The organism is Bradyrhizobium sp. 35 (assembly GCF_023073215.1).
Taxonomy (GTDB): Bacteria; Pseudomonadota; Alphaproteobacteria; order Rhizobiales; family Xanthobacteraceae; genus Bradyrhizobium; species Bradyrhizobium canariense_D.
Window position 1 is genome coordinate 19302 of record NZ_JADPJC010000092.1, and the last position, 17808, is coordinate 37109.

Annotated in this window: 16 protein-coding genes; 6 read left to right on the forward strand and 10 right to left on the reverse strand. The window is 65.0% G+C overall.

All coding sequences use genetic code 11. From position 1 onward, the window contains the following. Positions 1 to 119 precede the first annotated feature (119 nt). Both IVB36_RS19740 and IVB36_RS19745 read right to left on the reverse strand, forming a co-directional pair. Positions 120 to 746, reverse strand: a complete 627-nt coding sequence (locus IVB36_RS19740) for an HAD family phosphatase (RefSeq protein ID WP_247392799.1) — start codon at positions 744 to 746, stop codon at positions 120 to 122. Positions 747 to 760: 14 nt separating this feature from the next. After that, positions 761 to 1894 carry an alpha-hydroxy acid oxidase gene (locus IVB36_RS19745; protein ID WP_018458083.1) on the reverse strand — a complete coding sequence of 378 codons (1134 nt, stop codon included), beginning with the start codon at positions 1892 to 1894 and terminating at the stop codon, positions 761 to 763. 304 nt (positions 1895 to 2198) lie between these two features. Here IVB36_RS19745 and IVB36_RS19750 point away from each other — a divergent pair, with 304 nt between their 5' ends. Then, positions 2199 to 3536 (forward strand): S41 family peptidase, encoded by a 1338-nt coding sequence (locus IVB36_RS19750; protein WP_026233497.1) that lies wholly within the window; start codon positions 2199 to 2201, stop codon positions 3534 to 3536. 273 nt (positions 3537 to 3809) lie between these two features. Here the strand turns inward: IVB36_RS19750 and IVB36_RS19755 are convergent, their stop codons facing one another. After that, positions 3810 to 6542 carry an EAL domain-containing protein gene (locus IVB36_RS19755; RefSeq protein ID WP_018458080.1) on the reverse strand — a complete coding sequence of 911 codons (2733 nt, stop codon included), beginning with the start codon at positions 6540 to 6542 and terminating at the stop codon, positions 3810 to 3812. A gap of 142 nt (positions 6543 to 6684) precedes the next feature. On the opposite strand from IVB36_RS19755, the gene IVB36_RS19760 reads away from it, so the two are divergent. Beyond that, positions 6685 to 6786: a Flp family type IVb pilin gene (locus tag IVB36_RS19760; protein WP_085353576.1), complete on the forward strand. Its 102-nt coding sequence runs from the start codon at positions 6685 to 6687 to the stop codon at positions 6784 to 6786. A gap of 9 nt (positions 6787 to 6795) precedes the next feature. On the opposite strand, the gene moaC is transcribed toward IVB36_RS19760, so the two are convergent. Genes moaC through IVB36_RS19780 form a run of 4 tightly spaced genes read right to left on the reverse strand, consistent with a single transcriptional unit; the run spans position 6796 to position 11095 of the window. Then, positions 6796 to 7338, reverse strand: a complete 543-nt coding sequence (gene moaC / locus IVB36_RS19765; protein ID WP_247392800.1) for a cyclic pyranopterin monophosphate synthase MoaC — start codon at positions 7336 to 7338, stop codon at positions 6796 to 6798. Position 7339: 1 nt separating this feature from the next. Continuing rightward, positions 7340 to 8161 (reverse strand): indole-3-glycerol phosphate synthase TrpC, encoded by an 822-nt coding sequence (trpC, locus tag IVB36_RS19770; RefSeq protein WP_018458078.1) that lies wholly within the window; start codon positions 8159 to 8161, stop codon positions 7340 to 7342. A 7-nt stretch (positions 8162 to 8168) separates the two neighbouring features. Next, positions 8169 to 9182 carry an anthranilate phosphoribosyltransferase gene (gene trpD, locus IVB36_RS19775; RefSeq protein WP_085362122.1) on the reverse strand — a complete coding sequence of 338 codons (1014 nt, stop codon included), beginning with the start codon at positions 9180 to 9182 and terminating at the stop codon, positions 8169 to 8171. 14 nt (positions 9183 to 9196) lie between these two features. Continuing rightward, positions 9197 to 11095 carry a peptidylprolyl isomerase gene (locus IVB36_RS19780; protein ID WP_026233496.1) on the reverse strand — a complete coding sequence of 633 codons (1899 nt, stop codon included), beginning with the start codon at positions 11093 to 11095 and terminating at the stop codon, positions 9197 to 9199. 223 nt (positions 11096 to 11318) lie between these two features. Here IVB36_RS19780 and tpiA point away from each other — a divergent pair, with 223 nt between their 5' ends. The 3 genes from tpiA to IVB36_RS19795 all read left to right on the forward strand — a co-directional run bounded on the left by tpiA (position 11319) and on the right by IVB36_RS19795 (position 14419). Continuing rightward, positions 11319 to 12077, forward strand: coding sequence for a triose-phosphate isomerase (gene tpiA / locus IVB36_RS19785; protein WP_085395037.1), 759 nt, complete (start codon positions 11319 to 11321; stop codon positions 12075 to 12077). Between the two features lie 157 nt (positions 12078 to 12234). Beyond that, positions 12235 to 12621 carry a preprotein translocase subunit SecG gene (secG, locus tag IVB36_RS19790; protein ID WP_007590603.1) on the forward strand — a complete coding sequence of 129 codons (387 nt, stop codon included), beginning with the start codon at positions 12235 to 12237 and terminating at the stop codon, positions 12619 to 12621. A 166-nt stretch (positions 12622 to 12787) separates the two neighbouring features. Next, positions 12788 to 14419 (forward strand): CTP synthase, encoded by a 1632-nt coding sequence (locus tag IVB36_RS19795; protein WP_007590604.1) that lies wholly within the window; start codon positions 12788 to 12790, stop codon positions 14417 to 14419. Between the two features lie 4 nt (positions 14420 to 14423). Here IVB36_RS19795 and IVB36_RS19800 read toward each other — a convergent pair whose 3' ends face one another. From IVB36_RS19800 to IVB36_RS19810, 3 genes are all read right to left on the reverse strand, one after another. Next, complete coding sequence (locus IVB36_RS19800; RefSeq protein WP_247392801.1) at positions 14424 to 15086, reverse strand: rRNA adenine N-6-methyltransferase family protein; 663 nt, start codon at positions 15084 to 15086, stop codon at positions 14424 to 14426. A 103-nt stretch (positions 15087 to 15189) separates the two neighbouring features. Then, complete coding sequence (locus tag IVB36_RS19805; RefSeq protein ID WP_247392802.1) at positions 15190 to 16566, reverse strand: HAMP domain-containing sensor histidine kinase; 1377 nt, start codon at positions 16564 to 16566, stop codon at positions 15190 to 15192. Next, on the reverse strand, positions 16563 to 17237 hold the full coding sequence (locus IVB36_RS19810; RefSeq protein ID WP_247392803.1) for a response regulator transcription factor: 675 nt from the start codon (positions 17235 to 17237) through the stop codon (positions 16563 to 16565). The genes IVB36_RS19805 and IVB36_RS19810 overlap by 4 nt, the downstream gene beginning before the upstream one ends. 192 nt (positions 17238 to 17429) lie before the next feature. On the opposite strand from IVB36_RS19810, the gene IVB36_RS19815 reads away from it, so the two are divergent. Continuing rightward, complete coding sequence (locus IVB36_RS19815; protein ID WP_085353235.1) at positions 17430 to 17756, forward strand: NIPSNAP family protein; 327 nt, start codon at positions 17430 to 17432, stop codon at positions 17754 to 17756. Positions 17757 to 17808 lie beyond the last annotated feature (52 nt).

Genomic DNA, 17808 nt, shown 5'->3' on the forward strand with positions numbered 1-17808 from the left:
AGGCGGTATTCCGTTCCCGGAACTCTGTATAAAAATGTACAAAGTGATCCGGTTCCTCAATTTTTCAAAATTGGTCCGTCGGGCCGTGCCGTCGTGGGTTTCGCGACAACGGACCGTCGTCAAATGCCCAATGCCTTCAATGCGTTCCCGACGTCACGCGGCGAGGTCACATGCACCGCCATCAAGCCGCGCGCGCGCGCTCCCTCGATGTTTTCGGCAAGATCGTCGAAGAACACGATGCGCCCGGCGGGCACGCCGATCGCCGCAACGACGTGGTCGAAGGCCTCCGCATCCGGTTTGCGCAGGCCGATGCTGGACGACAAATACAGCTCGCGGAAATGGCCGAGGAGGTCGGCATATTCCCTCGAGAAATGGTCCACGTGCGGCCGGTTGGTGTTGGAGAAAGCATAGAGCGGCATCTGTTTCGCTGCGCGCGGCAGCAGCTCGGCGATGTCAGGCATTTCGCCGGCGAAAATCGCGTTCCAGCCTTCCAGGAATTGCGCGTCCGAAATGCCGATTCCGAGCGAGGCTCGCAATGAGGCGAAATAGTCCTCATCGCTGATCTTCCCCATCTCGTGCAACCGATAGGCTTCGCTGTCCCGCACATAGCGCGCGACGATGGCTTCGGGCTTGCAGCCGGCATGTCCCGCCCAGCAGGCGATCGCCTTGGAGAAATCGATATCGAGCACGACGCGGCCGAGATCGAACAGGAGCGCATCCGCGCTGCCGGGAGAGAGCGATGTCACCTGCGTCCTTTCACTCAGTATCGATACGGCTCGTGGTCGAACAGCGGAAACGCGCTGAACACACTCGGCGCGTTGGTTGCGGTCGCCTGGTGCAGGCAGGATTTGTTGACCTCGGCGAACGAGGTCGCACCCAAGAGGCCGAGGCAGCGCAGCACTTCGTCCTCGAGCAGTTCCAGCATGCGCGCCACGCCGGCTTCGCCGGCCGCCGCCAGCGCCCAGCATTGCAGCCGGCCGATGCCGACGAGGTCGGCGCCCGCCGCGATCGCCTTGACGATGTCGGTGCCGCGACAGACACCGCCATCGACCATGATCTTGGCGCGGCCGTTCACGGCGTCGACGATCTCGGGCAGCACGTGCATGGCGCCGCGACCGTGATCGAGCTGACGGCCGCCATGGTTGGAGACGTAGATCCATTCGACGCCGTGATCGATCGCGATCAGCGCGTCCTCTGGCGTCGCGATGCCCTTGAGGATCAGCGGGATCTTGAACTTGTCCTTGATCATCTTCACCGTCCGCCACTCCAGACCCTTCTGGTAATCGCCCCCGGTGGCGCGCAAGCGGCTCTCGCGAACGTAGCGCTTGGCGATGTCACGTTCGCGGCGGCTGTAGTGGGCGGTGTCGACGGTCAGGCAGAAGGCGGCGTAGGCGTTCTTCTCGGCCCGGCTGACGACGTCGGCGACGAAGGCGTCATCGCCGCGCACATAGAGCTGGTAGAGCCGCAGCGCGTCGGACGCAGCTTCGGCGGTCTTTTCTAGGCCGGGCTCGGACACCGAACTGAGCATGTGCGCCGCACCGAAAGTGCCGCAGGCGCGTGCCACGCTCGCCGCACCATCCGGATCGAAGATCTCGAGCGCGCCGACCGGGGCGAGGACCACGGGCAGGCGCATCTTGCGGCCGAACTGTTCGACCGAACCTGTAACCTTGCGAACATCGCGCAGCACGCGCGGGCGGAAAGCGATCTCGTCCAGCGCCATGCGGTTGCGACGCATCGTGGTCTCGGTCTCGGCCGCGCCGACGATATAGTCCCATGCATTCTGGTTGAGGTTGGCGCGGGCTTTCCGGATGAATTCATGCAGATTCTGGAACGGCTCGGTGCTGGCGCCGAGCTCGACGTTCCTTTCCGGTTGGATGCGGGGTGCTTCGTTCATTGTTATCCTCCCGAGAATTTGAAGCCTTCCCTGATCGCCTAACCCGTCCGGGGCGCCAAAACCATCCTAAAATGGCATGGCTGCGAGGCGCGGGCCGGCCGGCCGACCCCCGCGGCGCACGAACCGGTCCTGCAACGTTGCCGAAAGTTTAGGTCCGGACCAACCGATTTTTACGGTGTACCCGCCGGCGTGGCATCCCGGCCTTGAAGAAACCAGAATGGTATTGTGAGAAGCAGGCTGGATCGCCATTTGCATGGCGGCTCCCAGCCCCACCGAACCGCGAAGCAAAAAGGCCAGCCTATCCATGCGGAAAACCCTGCTGTTTCCACTGGGCGCGCTCACCGGAGCGTGTCTGACCCTTTTGGTAGCCAGTCCGCACGGCGGCGTATGGGCGGCACGGGCGGCAGCGAGCGCGGATGACGCCTATTCCAAGCTCAATCTGTTCGGCGAAGTGTTCGAGCGGGTGAAGGCGAGCTATGTCGAGAAGCCTGACAATGCCAAGCTGATCGAAGGCGCGATCACCGGCATGGTGACCTCGCTCGATCCGCACTCGCGCTACATGAACGACAAGGCCTGGACCGAGATGCAGGAGACCACCTCCGGCGAGTTCGGCGGGCTCGGCATCGAGGTCACGATGGAGGAGGGGCTGGTCAAGGTCGTCTCGCCGATCGACGACACGCCGGCATCCAAGGCCGGCATCATGTCGGGCGACCTCATCAGCAAGATCGACGGCGATGCCGTGCAGGGCATGACGCTCGAGCAGGCCGTCAACAAGATGAAGGGGCCGGTCGAGACCCAGACCAAGCTCACGATCGTGCGCAAGGGCGCCGACGCCCCGCTCGACGTCGCGATCAAGCGCGAGATCATCCATGTGCGTCCCGTGCGCTTCCACGTCGAGAACGGGGATATCGGCTATATCCGCGTCACCTCGTTCAACGAGCAGACCACCGATGGCCTGAAGAAGGCGATCGCATCGATCACCAAGGAGGTTCCGCCGGAGAAGCTGGTAGGCTACGTGATGGACCTGCGCAACAATCCGGGCGGATTGCTCGACCAGGCCGTGTCGGTGTCGAGCGCGTTCCTGCAGCGTGGCGAGGTCGTCTCGACCCGCGGCCGCAATCCGGAAGAGACCCAGCGCTTTACCGCCCATGGTGGCGACCTCACCAAGGGCAAGCCGCTGGTGGTTCTCGTCAACGGCGGCTCCGCCTCAGCCTCGGAAATCGTGGCCGGCGCGCTGCATGACCACAAGCGCGCGACGCTGATCGGCACGCGCTCGTTCGGCAAGGGCTCGGTGCAGACCATCATTCCGCTCGGCACCGGCAACGGCGCGCTGGCGCTGACCACGGCGCGCTACTACACGCCCTCGGGCCGCTCGATCCAGGCCCAGGGCATCGCGCCCGACATCGAGATCCTCCAAGACGTGCCGCCCGAGCTGAAGGGCCGGATGGACACCATGGCGGAGTCCCAGATGCGCGGTCATCTCCAGGCAGCCGACGGCACCGAGCAGACCGGGTCGCAGTCCTATGTCCCACCGGAAGCGAAAGACGACAAGGCCCTGCATACGGCCTACGACTTCCTGCACGGCCAAACCGCGAATGCGGTCGCCGCCAAGCCGGCGTCGAAGGCTGCGGTGCCGAACTAGGCGCTCGCGACGGTAAGGTGTTGATCGCCCGGGAGCGGATAGCCGTTCCCGGGCGAACTTGTTTCGGGACGCTGTGTCAGCTCGGGTTCATGGCCGCGAAGGTGGCCTCGTAGCAGCCATCGCGCTCGGCCCAGCGGCGGGCGCGGTCGCGCTCGACCAGACCTCGCCGCTGGACCCGCAACTCCAGCAATTGCATGACCTCCGCGACACCCTGCGTCGTGTGTATCGAGGAGAGCTTCTGGGAATGCCGCTGCGCCGACCACGAGGTCCGAACTAGCTTGCCTCGCGGCGCCGGCCTTCCTCGCCATTACGCCGGGCGAGACGGCTGCGATGAGCTGCGAACAGCTCCAGCACCTTGTCGGCGGGCTTTGCGGCGCTGAACAGATAACCCTGCATCTCGGAGCAGCCGAGCGCGCGCAGCAACCGCTGCTGCTCCTCGGTCTCGACGCCCTCGGCCGTGGTGGTCATGCGGCGGGCGGCCGCGAGATTGACGAGCGCCTGCACGATGCTGGCGGAGCCGTCGGGGCCGGCGATGTCGTTGACGAAGCAGCGGTCGATCTTGATCTTGTCGAACGGGAAGCGGTGCAGATAGCTTAGCGAGGAGTAGCCGGTGCCGAAATCGTCCAGCGCGATGCGGACGCCGATGGCGCGGAGTTGATGCAGGATCGCAAGCGCCGTGTCGTCGTCGCGGATCAGCACCGCCTCGGTGATTTCGAGCTCGAGCCGGCTCGCCGACAAATTGGAGGCGGCAAGCGCCGCCATGATCTTCAGCGCCAGCGTGCCGCTCTTGAATTGCACCGGCGAGACGTTGACGGCGAGGCGGATGTCGTCGGGCCAGTTCGCCGCGTCCCGGCAGGCGGTCGCCAGCACCCATTCGCCGATCTCGTTGATCAGGCCGGTGTCCTCGGCGATCGGAATGAACTCGGCCGGCGAGACCATGCCGCGCTCGGGATGGCGCCAGCGCACCAGCGCCTCGCAGCCGGTGATGCGGTCGTCCTTCAGGCTGAGGCAGGGCTGGTAATACACCTCGAGGCCGCCTTCGCGTCCGCCTTGGGCGATGGCGTGGCGCAGGGCGATCTCGAGCTGCCGCCGCTCGTGGATCTTGGCGTCCATCTCCGGCTCGAAAAAACGGTAGGTGCGGCGCCCGGCGGCTTTGGCGGCGTACATCGCCATATCCGCGTTCTTCAGGATCTGGTCCAGCGCCGTTCCATGTTGCGGCGCCAGCGCGATGCCGATGCTGGCGTCGGTGGCAAGATGATGTCCCATGCAGTCGAACGGCGCGCGGATGGCCTCAAACACCCGCGCGACGAGTTCGTTGACCTGATCCAGCGATGTCACCGCGCTCTGGACGATGGCAAATTCGTCGCCGCCGAGGCGCGCCACGAAGTCCGTCGGCCCCGCACAGCGGTGGAGGCTCTGCGCGACCGACTTCAGGAGCTCGTCGCCGACGAGATGCCCGAGCGCGTCGTTGACGCCCTTGAACTCGTCGATGTCGATGTAGTGCACCGCGAGTTGTTCGCCGCCGGCGACGAGATCGAGTTCCTGACGCAGATGCTCGTGGAACATGGTGCGGTTGGGCAGGTCGGTCAGTGCGTCGTAATGAGCGAGATGGGTGATGCGCTCCTCGATACGCCGGCGCTCCGTGATGTCCTCATGCGTCGCCACCCAGCCGCCATCCGTGAGCGGTTCGTTCACGATCTGGATCGAGCGACCGTCGGAGGTCTCGACCACCATGGAATTGCGCACGTGGACGTCGCGCAGGACCCGTGCGACATACTGGTCCGCATCGCCGGTGAACGAGCCGGTGGCTTTGCGGTGTGCAATGATGTCGTGAAAGCTGCAGCCGGGTCTCACGATTTCGGCCGACAGCCCGTACATCTCGATGTAGCGCTGATTGCAGATCACGAGCTGCTGCGAGGCGTCGAACAGCAGCAGGCCCTGGGTCATGTTGTTGACGGCGCGGTCGAGACGCTGCTTTTCCAGCGTCAGCCGTTCCCGCGAAAGACGATGCTGCTCCAGGAGCTTGCGAACGATCGCGATCAACACGCCCGCGATGGCGAGCGCGGAAGAGGCCGCGACCGAGATCAGGATGCCGATCTGCTCGCGCCAGTCCGTCAGGGCCGTCGCGCGCGTCGTGGTGGCCATCATCAGGATCGGGAAGTGAGGCAGGGCATGTGAGGAAATCAGCCGGTCCTCGCCGTCAACGGGGCTCATGAAGCGGCCGGTAAAATGGTCGAGCCCGAAAACCCTTTGATGCGCGAACGGACCGTTCTTGAAATTCCGTCCCATCAATTCACTGGAATGGGGATAACGGGCGAGCATCGTGCCGTCCCGGTGCAGCATCGAGATCGTCGTGCTTTCGCCGAGCACGGCTGACTCGAAGAATTTTTCGAAGTTTGCCGGCTCAATGCCGCGTCCGACCACACCCATGAATTCGCCGTTCGGTCCGACGACCTTGCGCACGATCAGGATGGTCCATGCGCCGGAGATGCGACTGTAGAGTGGCTCGATCAGGACGTCGGGAGCGTCGGGATCGTACCGGAAGGTCTGGAAATAGGCGCGATCGGCAACGTTCACGTTCGGGGCCGGCCATGCCGCCGACGAATTGATCAAATTGCCTTCGGCATCGATGATATTGACGCCGCCCATGTAGGGCAGTGCCTCGATCTTCGAACGCAGCATCCGGTGGAGGTCCTGGCCGGCGAGGCGCTTGCGATAGTCCGCCGCACTGGTGATGCCGCTTGCGCGGACGTAGTCGACGAAATCCTTCTGGATGACCGCGAAATCCTGCAATTGCTGGTCGAAATGATGGGCCAGCATCAGCACGGTGTTTTCCAGCTCGCGCCCGGAGCTGCGCAGCGCACGTTCGCGGAAATTCTGCGCCATCAGCGTCGCGCCGACGGCGATCGCAGCGATCAACAGTGTGCCGCCCACCACCAGCCAGCGGATCGGTCCGCTGCGCACGAAGGCCTGGTCAAAAAGGCGACTGCCGAATCCCGTCATCATGATCGATCGTTGTCGTGCACACGCCAGGGTCAATTCTTGGCCCCGGAAACATCCGTTGGTTTACGGGAACGGAGTGGAGGCGAAGTTAGCAAGCTGGGTTAATGGGCCGTGAAGGGACCCTCGCAAAAGCAATCAATATGCGATCGAGTATGGGCTGATTGCGCTCGCGATCGTCGCCGTGGTGGACGGCCTGGGCAGCAAGCTCAATTCAAAATTCGGGTCGATCAGCGCGTCGTTGAAGTAGCAGCCGCAATCAGACGCGGTAATGGCCGGACTTGCCGCCGAGCTTCTCGACCAGATGGATGCCTTCGATGCGCACGCCGCGCTCCACCGCCTTGATCATGTCGTAGATGGTGAGGCAGGCGACCGAGACGGCGGTGAGCGCTTCCATCTCGACGCCGGTCGGGCCCGTGACCTTCACGCTGGCGCGGACGAGGCAGCCCGGCAGCGTTGCGTCTGGCTCGATCTCGACCGTCACCTTCGACAGCGCGAGCGGATGGCAGAGCGGGATCAGCTCCGCGGTGCGCTTGGCGGCCATGATGCCGGCGATGCGGGCGGTGCCGAGCACGTCGCCCTTCTTGGCGTTGCCGGACACGATCAGGTCAAGCGTCGCCCTGGTCATGACGACGCGTCCTTCCGCGACCGCGAGCCGCTCGCTGGCGGGCTTGTCCGACACGTCAACCATCCGCGCCTCGCCGGAGGCGCCGATATGGGTGAGGGCAGGGCCGGTCTTGGTGTTGGACTGGGTCTTGAACTCGGACTTGGCTGGTTTCGTCGCGGTCGGCTTGCGGGCCATGTCAGCGCGTGCCCGTCGCGCGCGCCGTCGTCTCGCGCGCCAGCAATGTGCGCGTCGCAGCGGTAACATCGGCTTGCCGCATCAGGCTCTCGCCGACCAGGAAGGTCGACATGCCGACGCGCTCGAGCCGGGCGAGATCGGCGGGCGTGAAGATGCCGCTCTCGCCGACCATCAGCCGGTCGCCGGGGATCAGCGGCGCCAATGTTTCGCTGGTCGCAAGCGTGGTTTCGAAGGTGCGCAAATTGCGATTGTTAACGCCGATCATCGGCGAACGCAGCTTCAGCGCGCGGTCAAGCTCGGCGCGGTCGTGGATCTCGATCAGCACGTCCATGCCGTGGGCGATGGCGGCATCCTCGAGCTCCTTGGCCGCGGCATCATCGAGCGCCGCCATGATGATCAGGATGCAGTCGGCGCCGTGCGCGCGGGCCTCCGCCACCTGATAGATGTCGAACATGAAATCCTTGCGCAGCACCGGCAGTGACGTTGCCGCGCGGGCCGCCACCATGAAGTCGAGATGGCCCTGGAACGAGGGCGTGTCCGTCAGCACGGACAGGCAGGCAGCGCCGCCGGCCTCATAGGCCCTGGCCAACAGCGGCGGATCGAAATCGGCGCGGATCAGGCCCTTTGACGGCGACGCCTTCTTGACCTCCGCGATCAGCGCGTAGTCGCCATTGGCGTGCTTGGCCTTGATCGCGCGCAGGAAGCCGCGCGGTGCTGCTTGCGCCTTGGCCTTCGCCTCTACCGCCGACAGCGGCTGCGCGCGCTTGGCCGCAGCGATTTCTTCGCGCTTGTAGGCTTCGATCTTGGTCAAGATGTCCGACATGTCAGGCTCAGCCGTTCGAGACCGCGATCAAATGTTTCAGCCGCGCGCGCGCCGCGCCGCTGTCGAGTGATTTTGCGCCGATCACGACACCTTCCTTGAGATCCCCGGCACGCCCCGCCACGACCAATGCGGCAGCGGCGTTGATCAGCGCGACGTCACGGTAGGGGCTCGGTTTGCCGTCGAGCACGCCCTGCAAGGCGATAGCGTTGGCGTCGGCGTCGCCGCCTTTGAGTGCACCGGCCTCGCAGCGCGGCAGGCCCGCGTCCTCCGGCGTCACCTCGAAATTCCGGATCTCGCCATTGTGGAGCGCGGAGACGAAGGTCGGGCCGGTGAGGGTGATTTCGTCGAGGCCGTCTGAACCGTGCACGACCCAGGCGGATTCAGAGCCGAGGTTCTTGAGCACTTGCGCCAGCGGCTGCACCCATTGCCGGGAGAACACGCCGACCATCTGCCGCTTCACACCGGCCGGATTGGACAACGGACCGAGCAGGTTGAAGATCGTGCGTGTCGCAAGCTCCACCCGGGTCGGGCCGACGTTCTTCATGGCGGGATGATGGGCGGGCGCGAACATGAAGCCGATGCCGCATTCGCGTATGCAGCGGCCGACCTGCTCCGGCCTCAGATCGATCTTCACCCCGAGCGAAGCCAGCACGTCGGCAGCGCCCGAACGCGACGATAGCGCGCGGTTGCCGTGCTTGGCCACCGGCAGACCGGCGCCCGAAACGATGAAGGAGGCACAGGTCGAGACATTGACCGAGCCGGAGCCGTCGCCGCCGGTGCCGACAATGTCGACGGCGTCCGCGGGCGCATCGACCGTGAGCATCTTGGAGCGCATGGCCGAGACCGCGCCGGTGATCTCGTCCACGGTCTCGCCGCGTACCCGCAACGCCATCAGCAGGCCGCCCATTTGCGAGGGCGTAGCCTCGCCGGACATCACGGCGTCGAAGGCGGAAGCCGCTTCGTCACGCGACAGGCTGGCGCCGGTCGCCACTTTTCCAATGATCGATTTCAGGTCGTCCATCGCGTGCTTTCAACTCACTGGTTCGCGCCGGTCACCTGCGCGAAGGCGGCCTGATTAATCGTGGTCCCGATGTCGGTTTCAAGCTTGTTGACGTAGGACGCGACCTGCTCCTCGGTCTGCGCGCGGTCGAGACTGTCCTTCAGCTTCTTGACCGCATCGGAAGCGGCATCGACGGTGGGATCGATGATCTCGGTAACGCGGAACACGATCACCTCGGTGCCGCCGGTCACTGCCGTCTGCCCGACGCCGTCCTTGGCGACGCGGAAGGCGGCCGACACGATGGCCGCGGGCACGCTGGCGGGCGAGTCGTCCCGCTTGAAGCCGGTGGCGGTCTCGACCTTGGCGCCGATCGCGGCTGCTTCGTCGGCGAGCTTGCCGCCAGATTCGAGCTTCTGCACCATCTCGGTCGCCTTGGCCTTCAGCTTGGTCGCGATCTGGTCCTGGCGCCAGCGCACCTCGACCTGGTCGCGAACCTCGTCGAGATTGCGGTCGCGCGAGGGCGTGATGGCAAGCACGTCGTACCAGACATAGCCGCCCTTGAACGAGATCGAGTCGTTGTCGACGCCGACATCGGTGTTAAAGGCCTGCGACACCACGTCGAGGCCCTGCGGAATGCCGGAGACCGGCTGGCCGCTCGGCGCGCGGCCGGAACGGTCGACGGCGTCGATGGTCACGGCGGTGAGGCCGAGCTTCTGCGCCGCGTCGATCACGCTGGCACCGCCGCCGCGCTCGTCTTCCATCTTGTCGCGGAGATCGGCGACCTTGACGCGCGCACGCTCGGTGGCGATCTCGCGCTTGATGTCGGCGGCAACGCTCGCGTAGTTCGCCTCAGTGCCCGGCTCGATCTTTTCGACCTTGACGATCGACGTGCCGAGACGGCCCTGGATCGGCTGGCTGATTTCACCGGCGGGAAGCGCGAAGACAGCGTCTCCAACTGCGGGATCGAGCGAGGATTTGGTCACGAGCCCGAGATCGACGTCAGACGCGCTCAGTCCGCGCTCCTTGCCGAGGTCCTCGAACGACGTCCCGCTGGTGAGCCGCTCGCGTGCGGCCTGTGCCTCGGCGGCGTTGGGGAATACGATCTGCTGGATTTGGCGCTTCTCCGGCGTGCCGAGCCGGTCCTTGCGCTGGTCGAATGCTTTCTTGGCGTCCTCGTCCGACACCTCGCTCCACTTGCCGATCTCCTCCGGCGAGACCACGACGAACGCGATCTTGCGATATTCGGGCGCGCGGAACTGGACCTTGTGATCCTCGAAATAGGCGGCGAGCGCCTCCGGCGATGGCGCGTCGATGGTGCCTGCCTGGGCTGCGTCGAGCCTGACGAATTCAATGGCGCGCTGCTCGTTCTGGAAGCGCGTCAGCACGTCGAGCATCGCCTTCGGCGGCTCGAGGCCGGCACCGATCGTGCCGGTGATCTGCCGACGCAGTGAGACCTTGCGCTGCTCCGAAACGTAGCGCTGCTCGGTATAGCCGAAATTGCGGATCACGGACTGAAAGCGGTTCGAATCGAAGTTGCCGCCGACGCCCTTGAAGTTCGGGTCGTTCATGATGAGCTGGCGGATCTGGTCGTCGGACTGGCCGAGCCCGAGCCGGCGCGCCTCTTCGTCGAGGGCGGCTTCCGCGATCGTCTGCTGGAGCACCTGACGGTCGAGGCCGAAGGCGCGCGCCTGCTCAGGCGACAGCGGCCGGCCGAACTGGCGGCTGATCTGCTGGAGGCGATCAGTGTAAATCTGGCGGAACTCGTTCAACGAAATCTCGGTGCCGCCGACCTTGGCCACGGTGGATTGCCCAAAACCCTTGAAGATGTCGGCAATGCCCCAAACGCCGAAACTGATGATCAGCACGCCCATCACAATGGCCATAATGGTCTTGCCGAGCCAGTTTGATGAGGCCTTGCGCATTCCTCGAAGCATTTGGTCCAACTTGTTTGGCAGGAGGGGAACGGGAGCGCGTCTTAATGCAGATTCCGCAAAAGCGCGTCACCAAATTGATCAATCATCATAAAGTGGTGGCTTTCCCCCCGCAACCTCGGGTCTAGCGGGCTTTCGATCCCTGCGGTTAAAAGCCCCTGGTCTCTGGAACTGCCACGGGACCTCTGCTAGCGCATGAACAAACCAAATTTTGCTGGAATTTGACATGACCGATGCCATCCGCCCCCTGATCGCCGGCAACTGGAAAATGAACGGCCTCAAGGCCTCGACTGCCGAATTCGACGCCATGCTCAATGGCGCGGCAGAGGTGGCCGGCAAAGCCGAGCTGCTGGTTTGCCCGCCGGCGACCCTGATCGCTGTCTTTGCCGAGAAGGCACGCGGCAAGAAGGTCGCGGTGGGGGCCCAGGATTGCCACCCCAAAGCCTCGGGCGCCCATACCGGCGACATCGCCGCCGAAATGCTAGCGGATTCGGGTGCGACCGCCGTCATCGTCGGCCATTCCGAGCGCCGCGCCGACCATGGCGAGGGCGATGCCCTGATCCGGCAGAAGGCTGAGGCCGCCTGGCGCGCCGGGGTGACGGCGATCGTCTGTATCGGAGAGACGCAGGGCCAGCGCGATGCGGGCCAGACCCTGGATATCCTGCGCGGCCAGCTCACCGGCTCGCTGCCGGATGGCTCGACCTCCGCCAATCTGGTCGTGGCCTATGAGCCGGTCTGGGCGATCGGCACCGGCCTGACCCCGACGTCTCGGGATGTCGAGCAGATTCATGGCTTTATCCGGGAATTCCTGACCTCCAGGTTCAAGGCCGACGGCGCCGGGATGCGCATTCTCTATGGCGGCTCGGTCAAGCCCTCGAACGCGGCCGAGCTGATGGCCGTGAAGAACGTCAATGGCGCGCTGGTCGGCGGGGCCAGTCTGAAGGCGGCCGATTTCCTTGCGATTGCGCAGGGCTGCCCTATTTAGGCAGGGCCGTCCCTGGCTGGTTCAAACCACTGGTCCGGGGCTGATCGGGGGTGGCAATGCCCCGTCCGATCGTGTAACACCGCGCAACTTCAGGAAAACCCCGCGAAGCACGATTGGCCGCCGTCTCGGCGCTGTCGGCTTGTGACGGAAGGACACTATGCAGACCGTTGTCATCGTCATTCACCTCATGATCGTCACCGTTATGATCGGCGCCGTCCTGCTCCAGAAGTCGGAAGGCGGGGGCCTCGGCATGGGAGGCGGCGCAGGCTTCATGTCGAGCCGCGGCACGGCGAACCTTCTGACGCGGACCACCGCGATTCTGGCCGTCGGCTTCTTCCTCACCAGCCTGTTCCTGTCCTGGTATGCCGGCTACGACCGCAAGCCGTCGTCGATCATCGGTGCGCCGGCGTCGCAGACACAGCCGGCCGGTGGCGGACCGATCGCGCCGCCGACCTCGGGTGGCATCCTGGATTCGCTGAAGAAGGCCGACGAGCAGCAGCAGGCTCCGGCACCGAGCGGCCCGCAGGTACCGCGTTCGCAATAAAACAGGGGGGCCATGCAGGGCGGCTTCTACCGTCCTGGATCAACAATCCCTATCAAGGCTCTGTCACCACTCTCAGTTCTGGCTCACCCACAGCCCCGCAAAATGTTTGGGGCGGAATACGAATCGCTTTGGCGAATCGAATTCGAGGGATTAGAGGTTAAGCCCCATGGCGCGGTACATATTCATCACCGGCGGCGTGGTTTCTTCGCTCGGCAAGGGTCTGGCTTCAGCGGCACTCGGTGCCCTGTTGCAAGCTCGGGGCTACAAGGTCCGCCTCCGCAAGCTTGACCCCTATCTCAATCTCGATCCCGGAACGATGTCGCCGTATCAGCACGGCGAAGTGTTCGTGACCGATGACGGCGCGGAGACCGACCTCGATCTCGGTCACTATGAGCGCTTCACCGGGCGGCCGGCGACCAAGGCCGACAACATCACGACCGGGCGGATTTATCAGGACATCATCTCCAAGGAGCGGCGCGGCGATTATCTCGGCGCGACCATCCAGGTGGTTCCGCATGTCACCAACGCCATCAAGGATTTCGTCCTCGACGGCAACGACGATTACGACTTCGTGCTGGTCGAGATCGGTGGCACCGTCGGCGACATCGAGGGCCTGCCGTTCTTCGAGGCGATCCGCCAGCTCAAGAACGAGTTGCCGCGCGATCACGCCATCTACATTCATTTGACGCTGCTGCCTTACATCCCGAGCGCCGGTGAGCTGAAGACAAAGCCGACGCAGCACTCCGTCAAGGAGCTGCGCTCGATCGGCATCCAGCCGGACATCCTGCTCTGCCGTACCGATCGCGAGATCCCGAAGGAGGAACGGCGCAAGCTCGGGCTGTTCTGTAACGTGCGCGAGAGCGCCGTCATCGAGGCGCGCGACGCCGACAGCATCTACGCTGTCCCTCAGGCTTACCATGCGGCAGGCCTCGACGACGAAGTGCTTGCCGCCTTCGGCATCGGCTCGCGGATTCCGCCGGAGCTGCGGAGCTGGCAGCAGATCAACGAGCGCATCCGCAATCCCGAGGGCAACGTCACCATCGCCATCGTCGGTAAGTATACCGGCATGAAGGATGCGTATAAGTCGCTGATCGAGGCGCTCTCCCATGGCGGCATCGCCAACAAGGTGAAGGTCAATCTCGACTGGATCGAAAGCGAGATCTTCGAGAAGGAAGATCCCGCGCCGTTCCTCGAGCACGTCAACGGCATTCTGGTGCCCGGCGGCTTCGGCCAGCGCGGCGCCGAAGGCAAGATCCGCGCGGCGCAGTTCGCGCGCGAGCGCGACGTGCCGTATTTCGGCATCTGCTTCGGCATGCAGATGGCGGTGATCGAGGCAGCTCGGAATCTCGTCGGGATCGAGGAGGCCAACTCCACCGAGTTCGGCCCGACCAAGGAGCCCTTGGTCGGCCTGATGACGGAATGGCTGCGCGGCAACGAGCTCGAGAAGCGCACCAACGCCGGCGATCTCGGCGGCACGATGCGCTTGGGCGCCTATCCCGCGGCGCTCAATCGCGGCAGCCGCGTTTCGGAAGTCTATGGCGGCGCGACCGAGATTTCCGAGCGCCACCGCCATCGCTACGAGGTCAACACCGCCTATAAGGATCGCCTCGAGCAGCACGGGCTGAAATTCTCGGGCCTGTCGCCCGACGGCGTGCTGCCGGAGATCGTCGAGTACGAGGATCACCCCTGGTTCATCGGCGTCCAGTTCCATCCGGAACTGAAGTCGCGACCGTTCGAGCCGCATCCGCTGTTCGCGTCGTTCATTCGCGCGGCAATGGTTCAGAGCCGCCTGGTGTAATCGCTCAGCGCGTGGCGGTGCAGTCACCTGCAAGATGCATCGGCTCCGGCGCGGCCGGCATTGACGTATCAGGCGTAAGCGATCCCGTGACGAGCTTCATCTGCGGCCGTCGCGTCAGCTTGTAGACGGCGGCCGGCGGCACGTTCAGCAGGGCACGATCCACCAGCTTTGCGCGCAAGCCCAGCCGGTCGAGCACGGGCCGCGGGATCGGACAACTCATGCCGTAGGTGAACTGGTAGAAGGCGCCGCCGGGGCGGACATGACTGAACGCGCCACCGACGATCGAGACCACCTTGCGCGTCGACATGTTGAGCAGCGGCAGGCCGCTCACGACCGCGCCGACGGGCGCGCCGTCATAGAGGCGCTCCGTTGCGAGCCGCCCTGCATCCATCCACAAGACGCGCGCGTTCGGAAAACGCATCTGGAGCACCTTCATGAAGTCGGAGCCGTATTCGATCAGCGTGAGGTCCTGCTGGCGCACGCCGCGTTTGAGCAGCTTGTAGGTGAACGCGCCGGTGCCGGGGCCGAGCTCGAGAACAGGGCCGGTCGATGCGGTGATCTCGCGGGTGATGAGATCGGCCAGCGCCGCGCCTGACGGCGCGATCGCGCCGACGCGGCGCGGGGCTGACATCCATGACAGGAAGAACGAGAGGAAATCGTTGGGCATGCGCACTCCGGCATCTTGGTTGCGCCTCGCAGGTCAGAGGTGAGGCGGCCGAACAATCGCTTGAGTGCATTGCGACAGCATTGCGTGCCGCCTGTCGATTGCGTCAATTCTCCCGGACGGGCGGCAGTGACATCCTGAAGCACGCGCCGCCGATCGCTGTGTCCGCGACCGAGATGTGGCCGCCATGCAGGAGCACGATCTCGCGCACCATGTTGAGACCGAGGCCGGCACCGCGATCCAGCGGTGTCAGCCGGTAGAACGGTTCGAATATCTGTTCGCGCTGATCGGCCGGAATGCCGGCGCCTTCGTCCGTGACCTCGATGCTCGCGGGCCTGCTGACACGAATGCCTATGGTGCCGCGGCGCGGGCCGTGCTGGATCGCATTCTGCACAAGGTTGGTCAGCGCGCGCTCCAGCGCCGCCGAATCGCCGATCGTTTCGACCGGCGTGGAGGGGGCGTCGAGCGCCAACTCGTAGCCGGCGGCAATGGCCAGCGGCGCAAGATCTGCGGCCGCGCTTTGCGCGATTGCGACGAGGTCAACGCGCGTGAAGGGATGGCCGCAGCGGTCGAGCCTTTGAATGTCCAGCAGCTGCTCGGCAAGCGTTGCCAGCCGCGCGGAATCCTCCAGCAACCGGGTCTTGTCCGGCCCCGCTGGAAGCGACTCCAGCCGCGTGTTCAGGATCGCGATCGGTGTGCGCAACTCGTGTGCGGCATCGGCGACGAAGCGCTTGTGGCGGGCATAGCCCTGGTCTAGCCGCGCCAGCGCGTCGTTGACCGCGGTCACGAGCGGCACGACTTCCAGCGGCATCCGGTCCAGCGACAGCCGCGCGCCGCGTTGATGGATGTCGATGCGCCGCGCCTGGTCCGCCGTCGCATCGAGCGCCTCGAAGGCGCGCCGCACGATCATCGGCGTGGCGATGAACGTCGCCGTTCCCATGAGGAGCAGGCCAGGCAGGGCGATGCCGAGCAGTGCAAGCGATGTCATGATCAACGCCTTGGCGCCCGTGAGCTTGCCTTGCGTCGCCGTGATGATTTGCACATTGCCGGCGTCGGTATCGACCCGCTTCAGCCGCGCCGGGGGCTTGCGCGGATCGTCCTCGAACAGCTGCCAGCCGAGCCGGGCCTGGCTGATCTGGTCGAGGCCGCTGCCGATGGCGGCGAATTCGGCCGGCACGGCGCCTTCGCTGAGCGAATGTCCCTGCCTGTCGCGGACCAGGAACCAGAGATCGGGGGTCTCGCTGCGCAATTGTTTCAGCTCGGTCGTCGGCCGCAGGACCAGGTCGCCTTGCGCGTCGCGTCCGAGCGCGCGCTGGACGATATCGATCACGCGATCTTCGTCGCGCCCGGCGATCACGAATCCCGACGCGCTCAATGCCCCGACGACGACGGCAACGAGCGCCGTGAGCAGCACCGCCTGGAGCGACAGCAGGCGCCAGCTCAGCCGCGAGCGCAGGCAATAGGGTTCGTGGTGCTTGCTCATAGCAGATTCTTCAAGAGATAGCCGACGCCGCGGATGCCGTGGATCTCCACGCGCGCATCGGCTTCCGAGAGTTTGCGGCGCAGGCGCGACACGTGTGTATCGAGCGCATTCGACTGGATCTCGTCGTCGAAACTGTAGACGGCTTCTTCCAGCGCGGAGCGCAGCACGGTCCGGCCCATGCGGCGGACCAGGGCTTCCAGCACGAGGAGCTCGCGTCGCGGCAGCTCGAGCGGAGCCCCGTCGATGCTTGCCTCGCGATGGCCGAAATCGAAGGCGAGGCGGCCGGCGTGCATGATGTCGGGATGCAGCCCGGCGGGCCGGCGCAGCACGGCGCGCAGCCGCGCCAGCAATTCCTCTACCGCGAACGGCTTTGACAGATAATCATCCGCCCCGCAGTCGAGCCCGGCGACCCGGTCGGCGAGTTCGCCGCGCGCCGTCAACACGATGATCGGCACGCCGTCGGCGCGCGCCCTGAGTTTCGGGATCAGGGTGAGACCGTCGCCATCGGGAAGCTGGCGATCGAGCAGGACGGCGGCGTGGACGTCGGCAGAAATGGCCTCTTCCGCCTCCGCGAGCGTGGGGGCGTGGTCCACCACCATGTCGTAGCGCTTCAGCGCCGACGCCAGCGCGTCGGCCATTTCGACCTCGTCCTCGACGAGCAAAATCCGCATGATCCGCACCTCAACCTCAATCGCGCCAATCTAGCGGCCGTATCATTGCGGCAGCATTGCGGGAACCGGCTCTCGAGGCTTTGAGCGGGCGCTAGCCATGCACGGAACGCTACCGGGGGCGGCCGAGCGGGCCTCAAGACACCGTCGGGGCCGGCCGTTATAACCGCCGCACCTGATCAGGGAGGAATACGAATGATCTACGAAATGCGCATCTATCGCTGCGTGCCCGGCCGCCTGCCGGCACTGCTCAAGCGGTTCGAGACCGTCACGCTGAAGGTGTGGGAAAAGCACGGCATCAAGCAGGCCGGGTTCTTCACGACCGTGATCGGTGAATCCAACCAGGAGCTGACCTATTTCCTGGCCTGGGAGTCGCTCGCCGAGCGCGAGAAGAAGTGGGCCGCCTTCATGACCGATCCGGACTGGATGAAAGGGCGCGCCGAGAGCGAGGCGGACGGCCAGATCGTCGGCAACATCGTCAGCCAGATCCTGGCGCCGACCGCCTTCTCGTCGGTGAAGTAGAGACGGCCGGCGCGAGGGCGTCGCGGGGAGCCTGGGCGCAACCCTGATATTC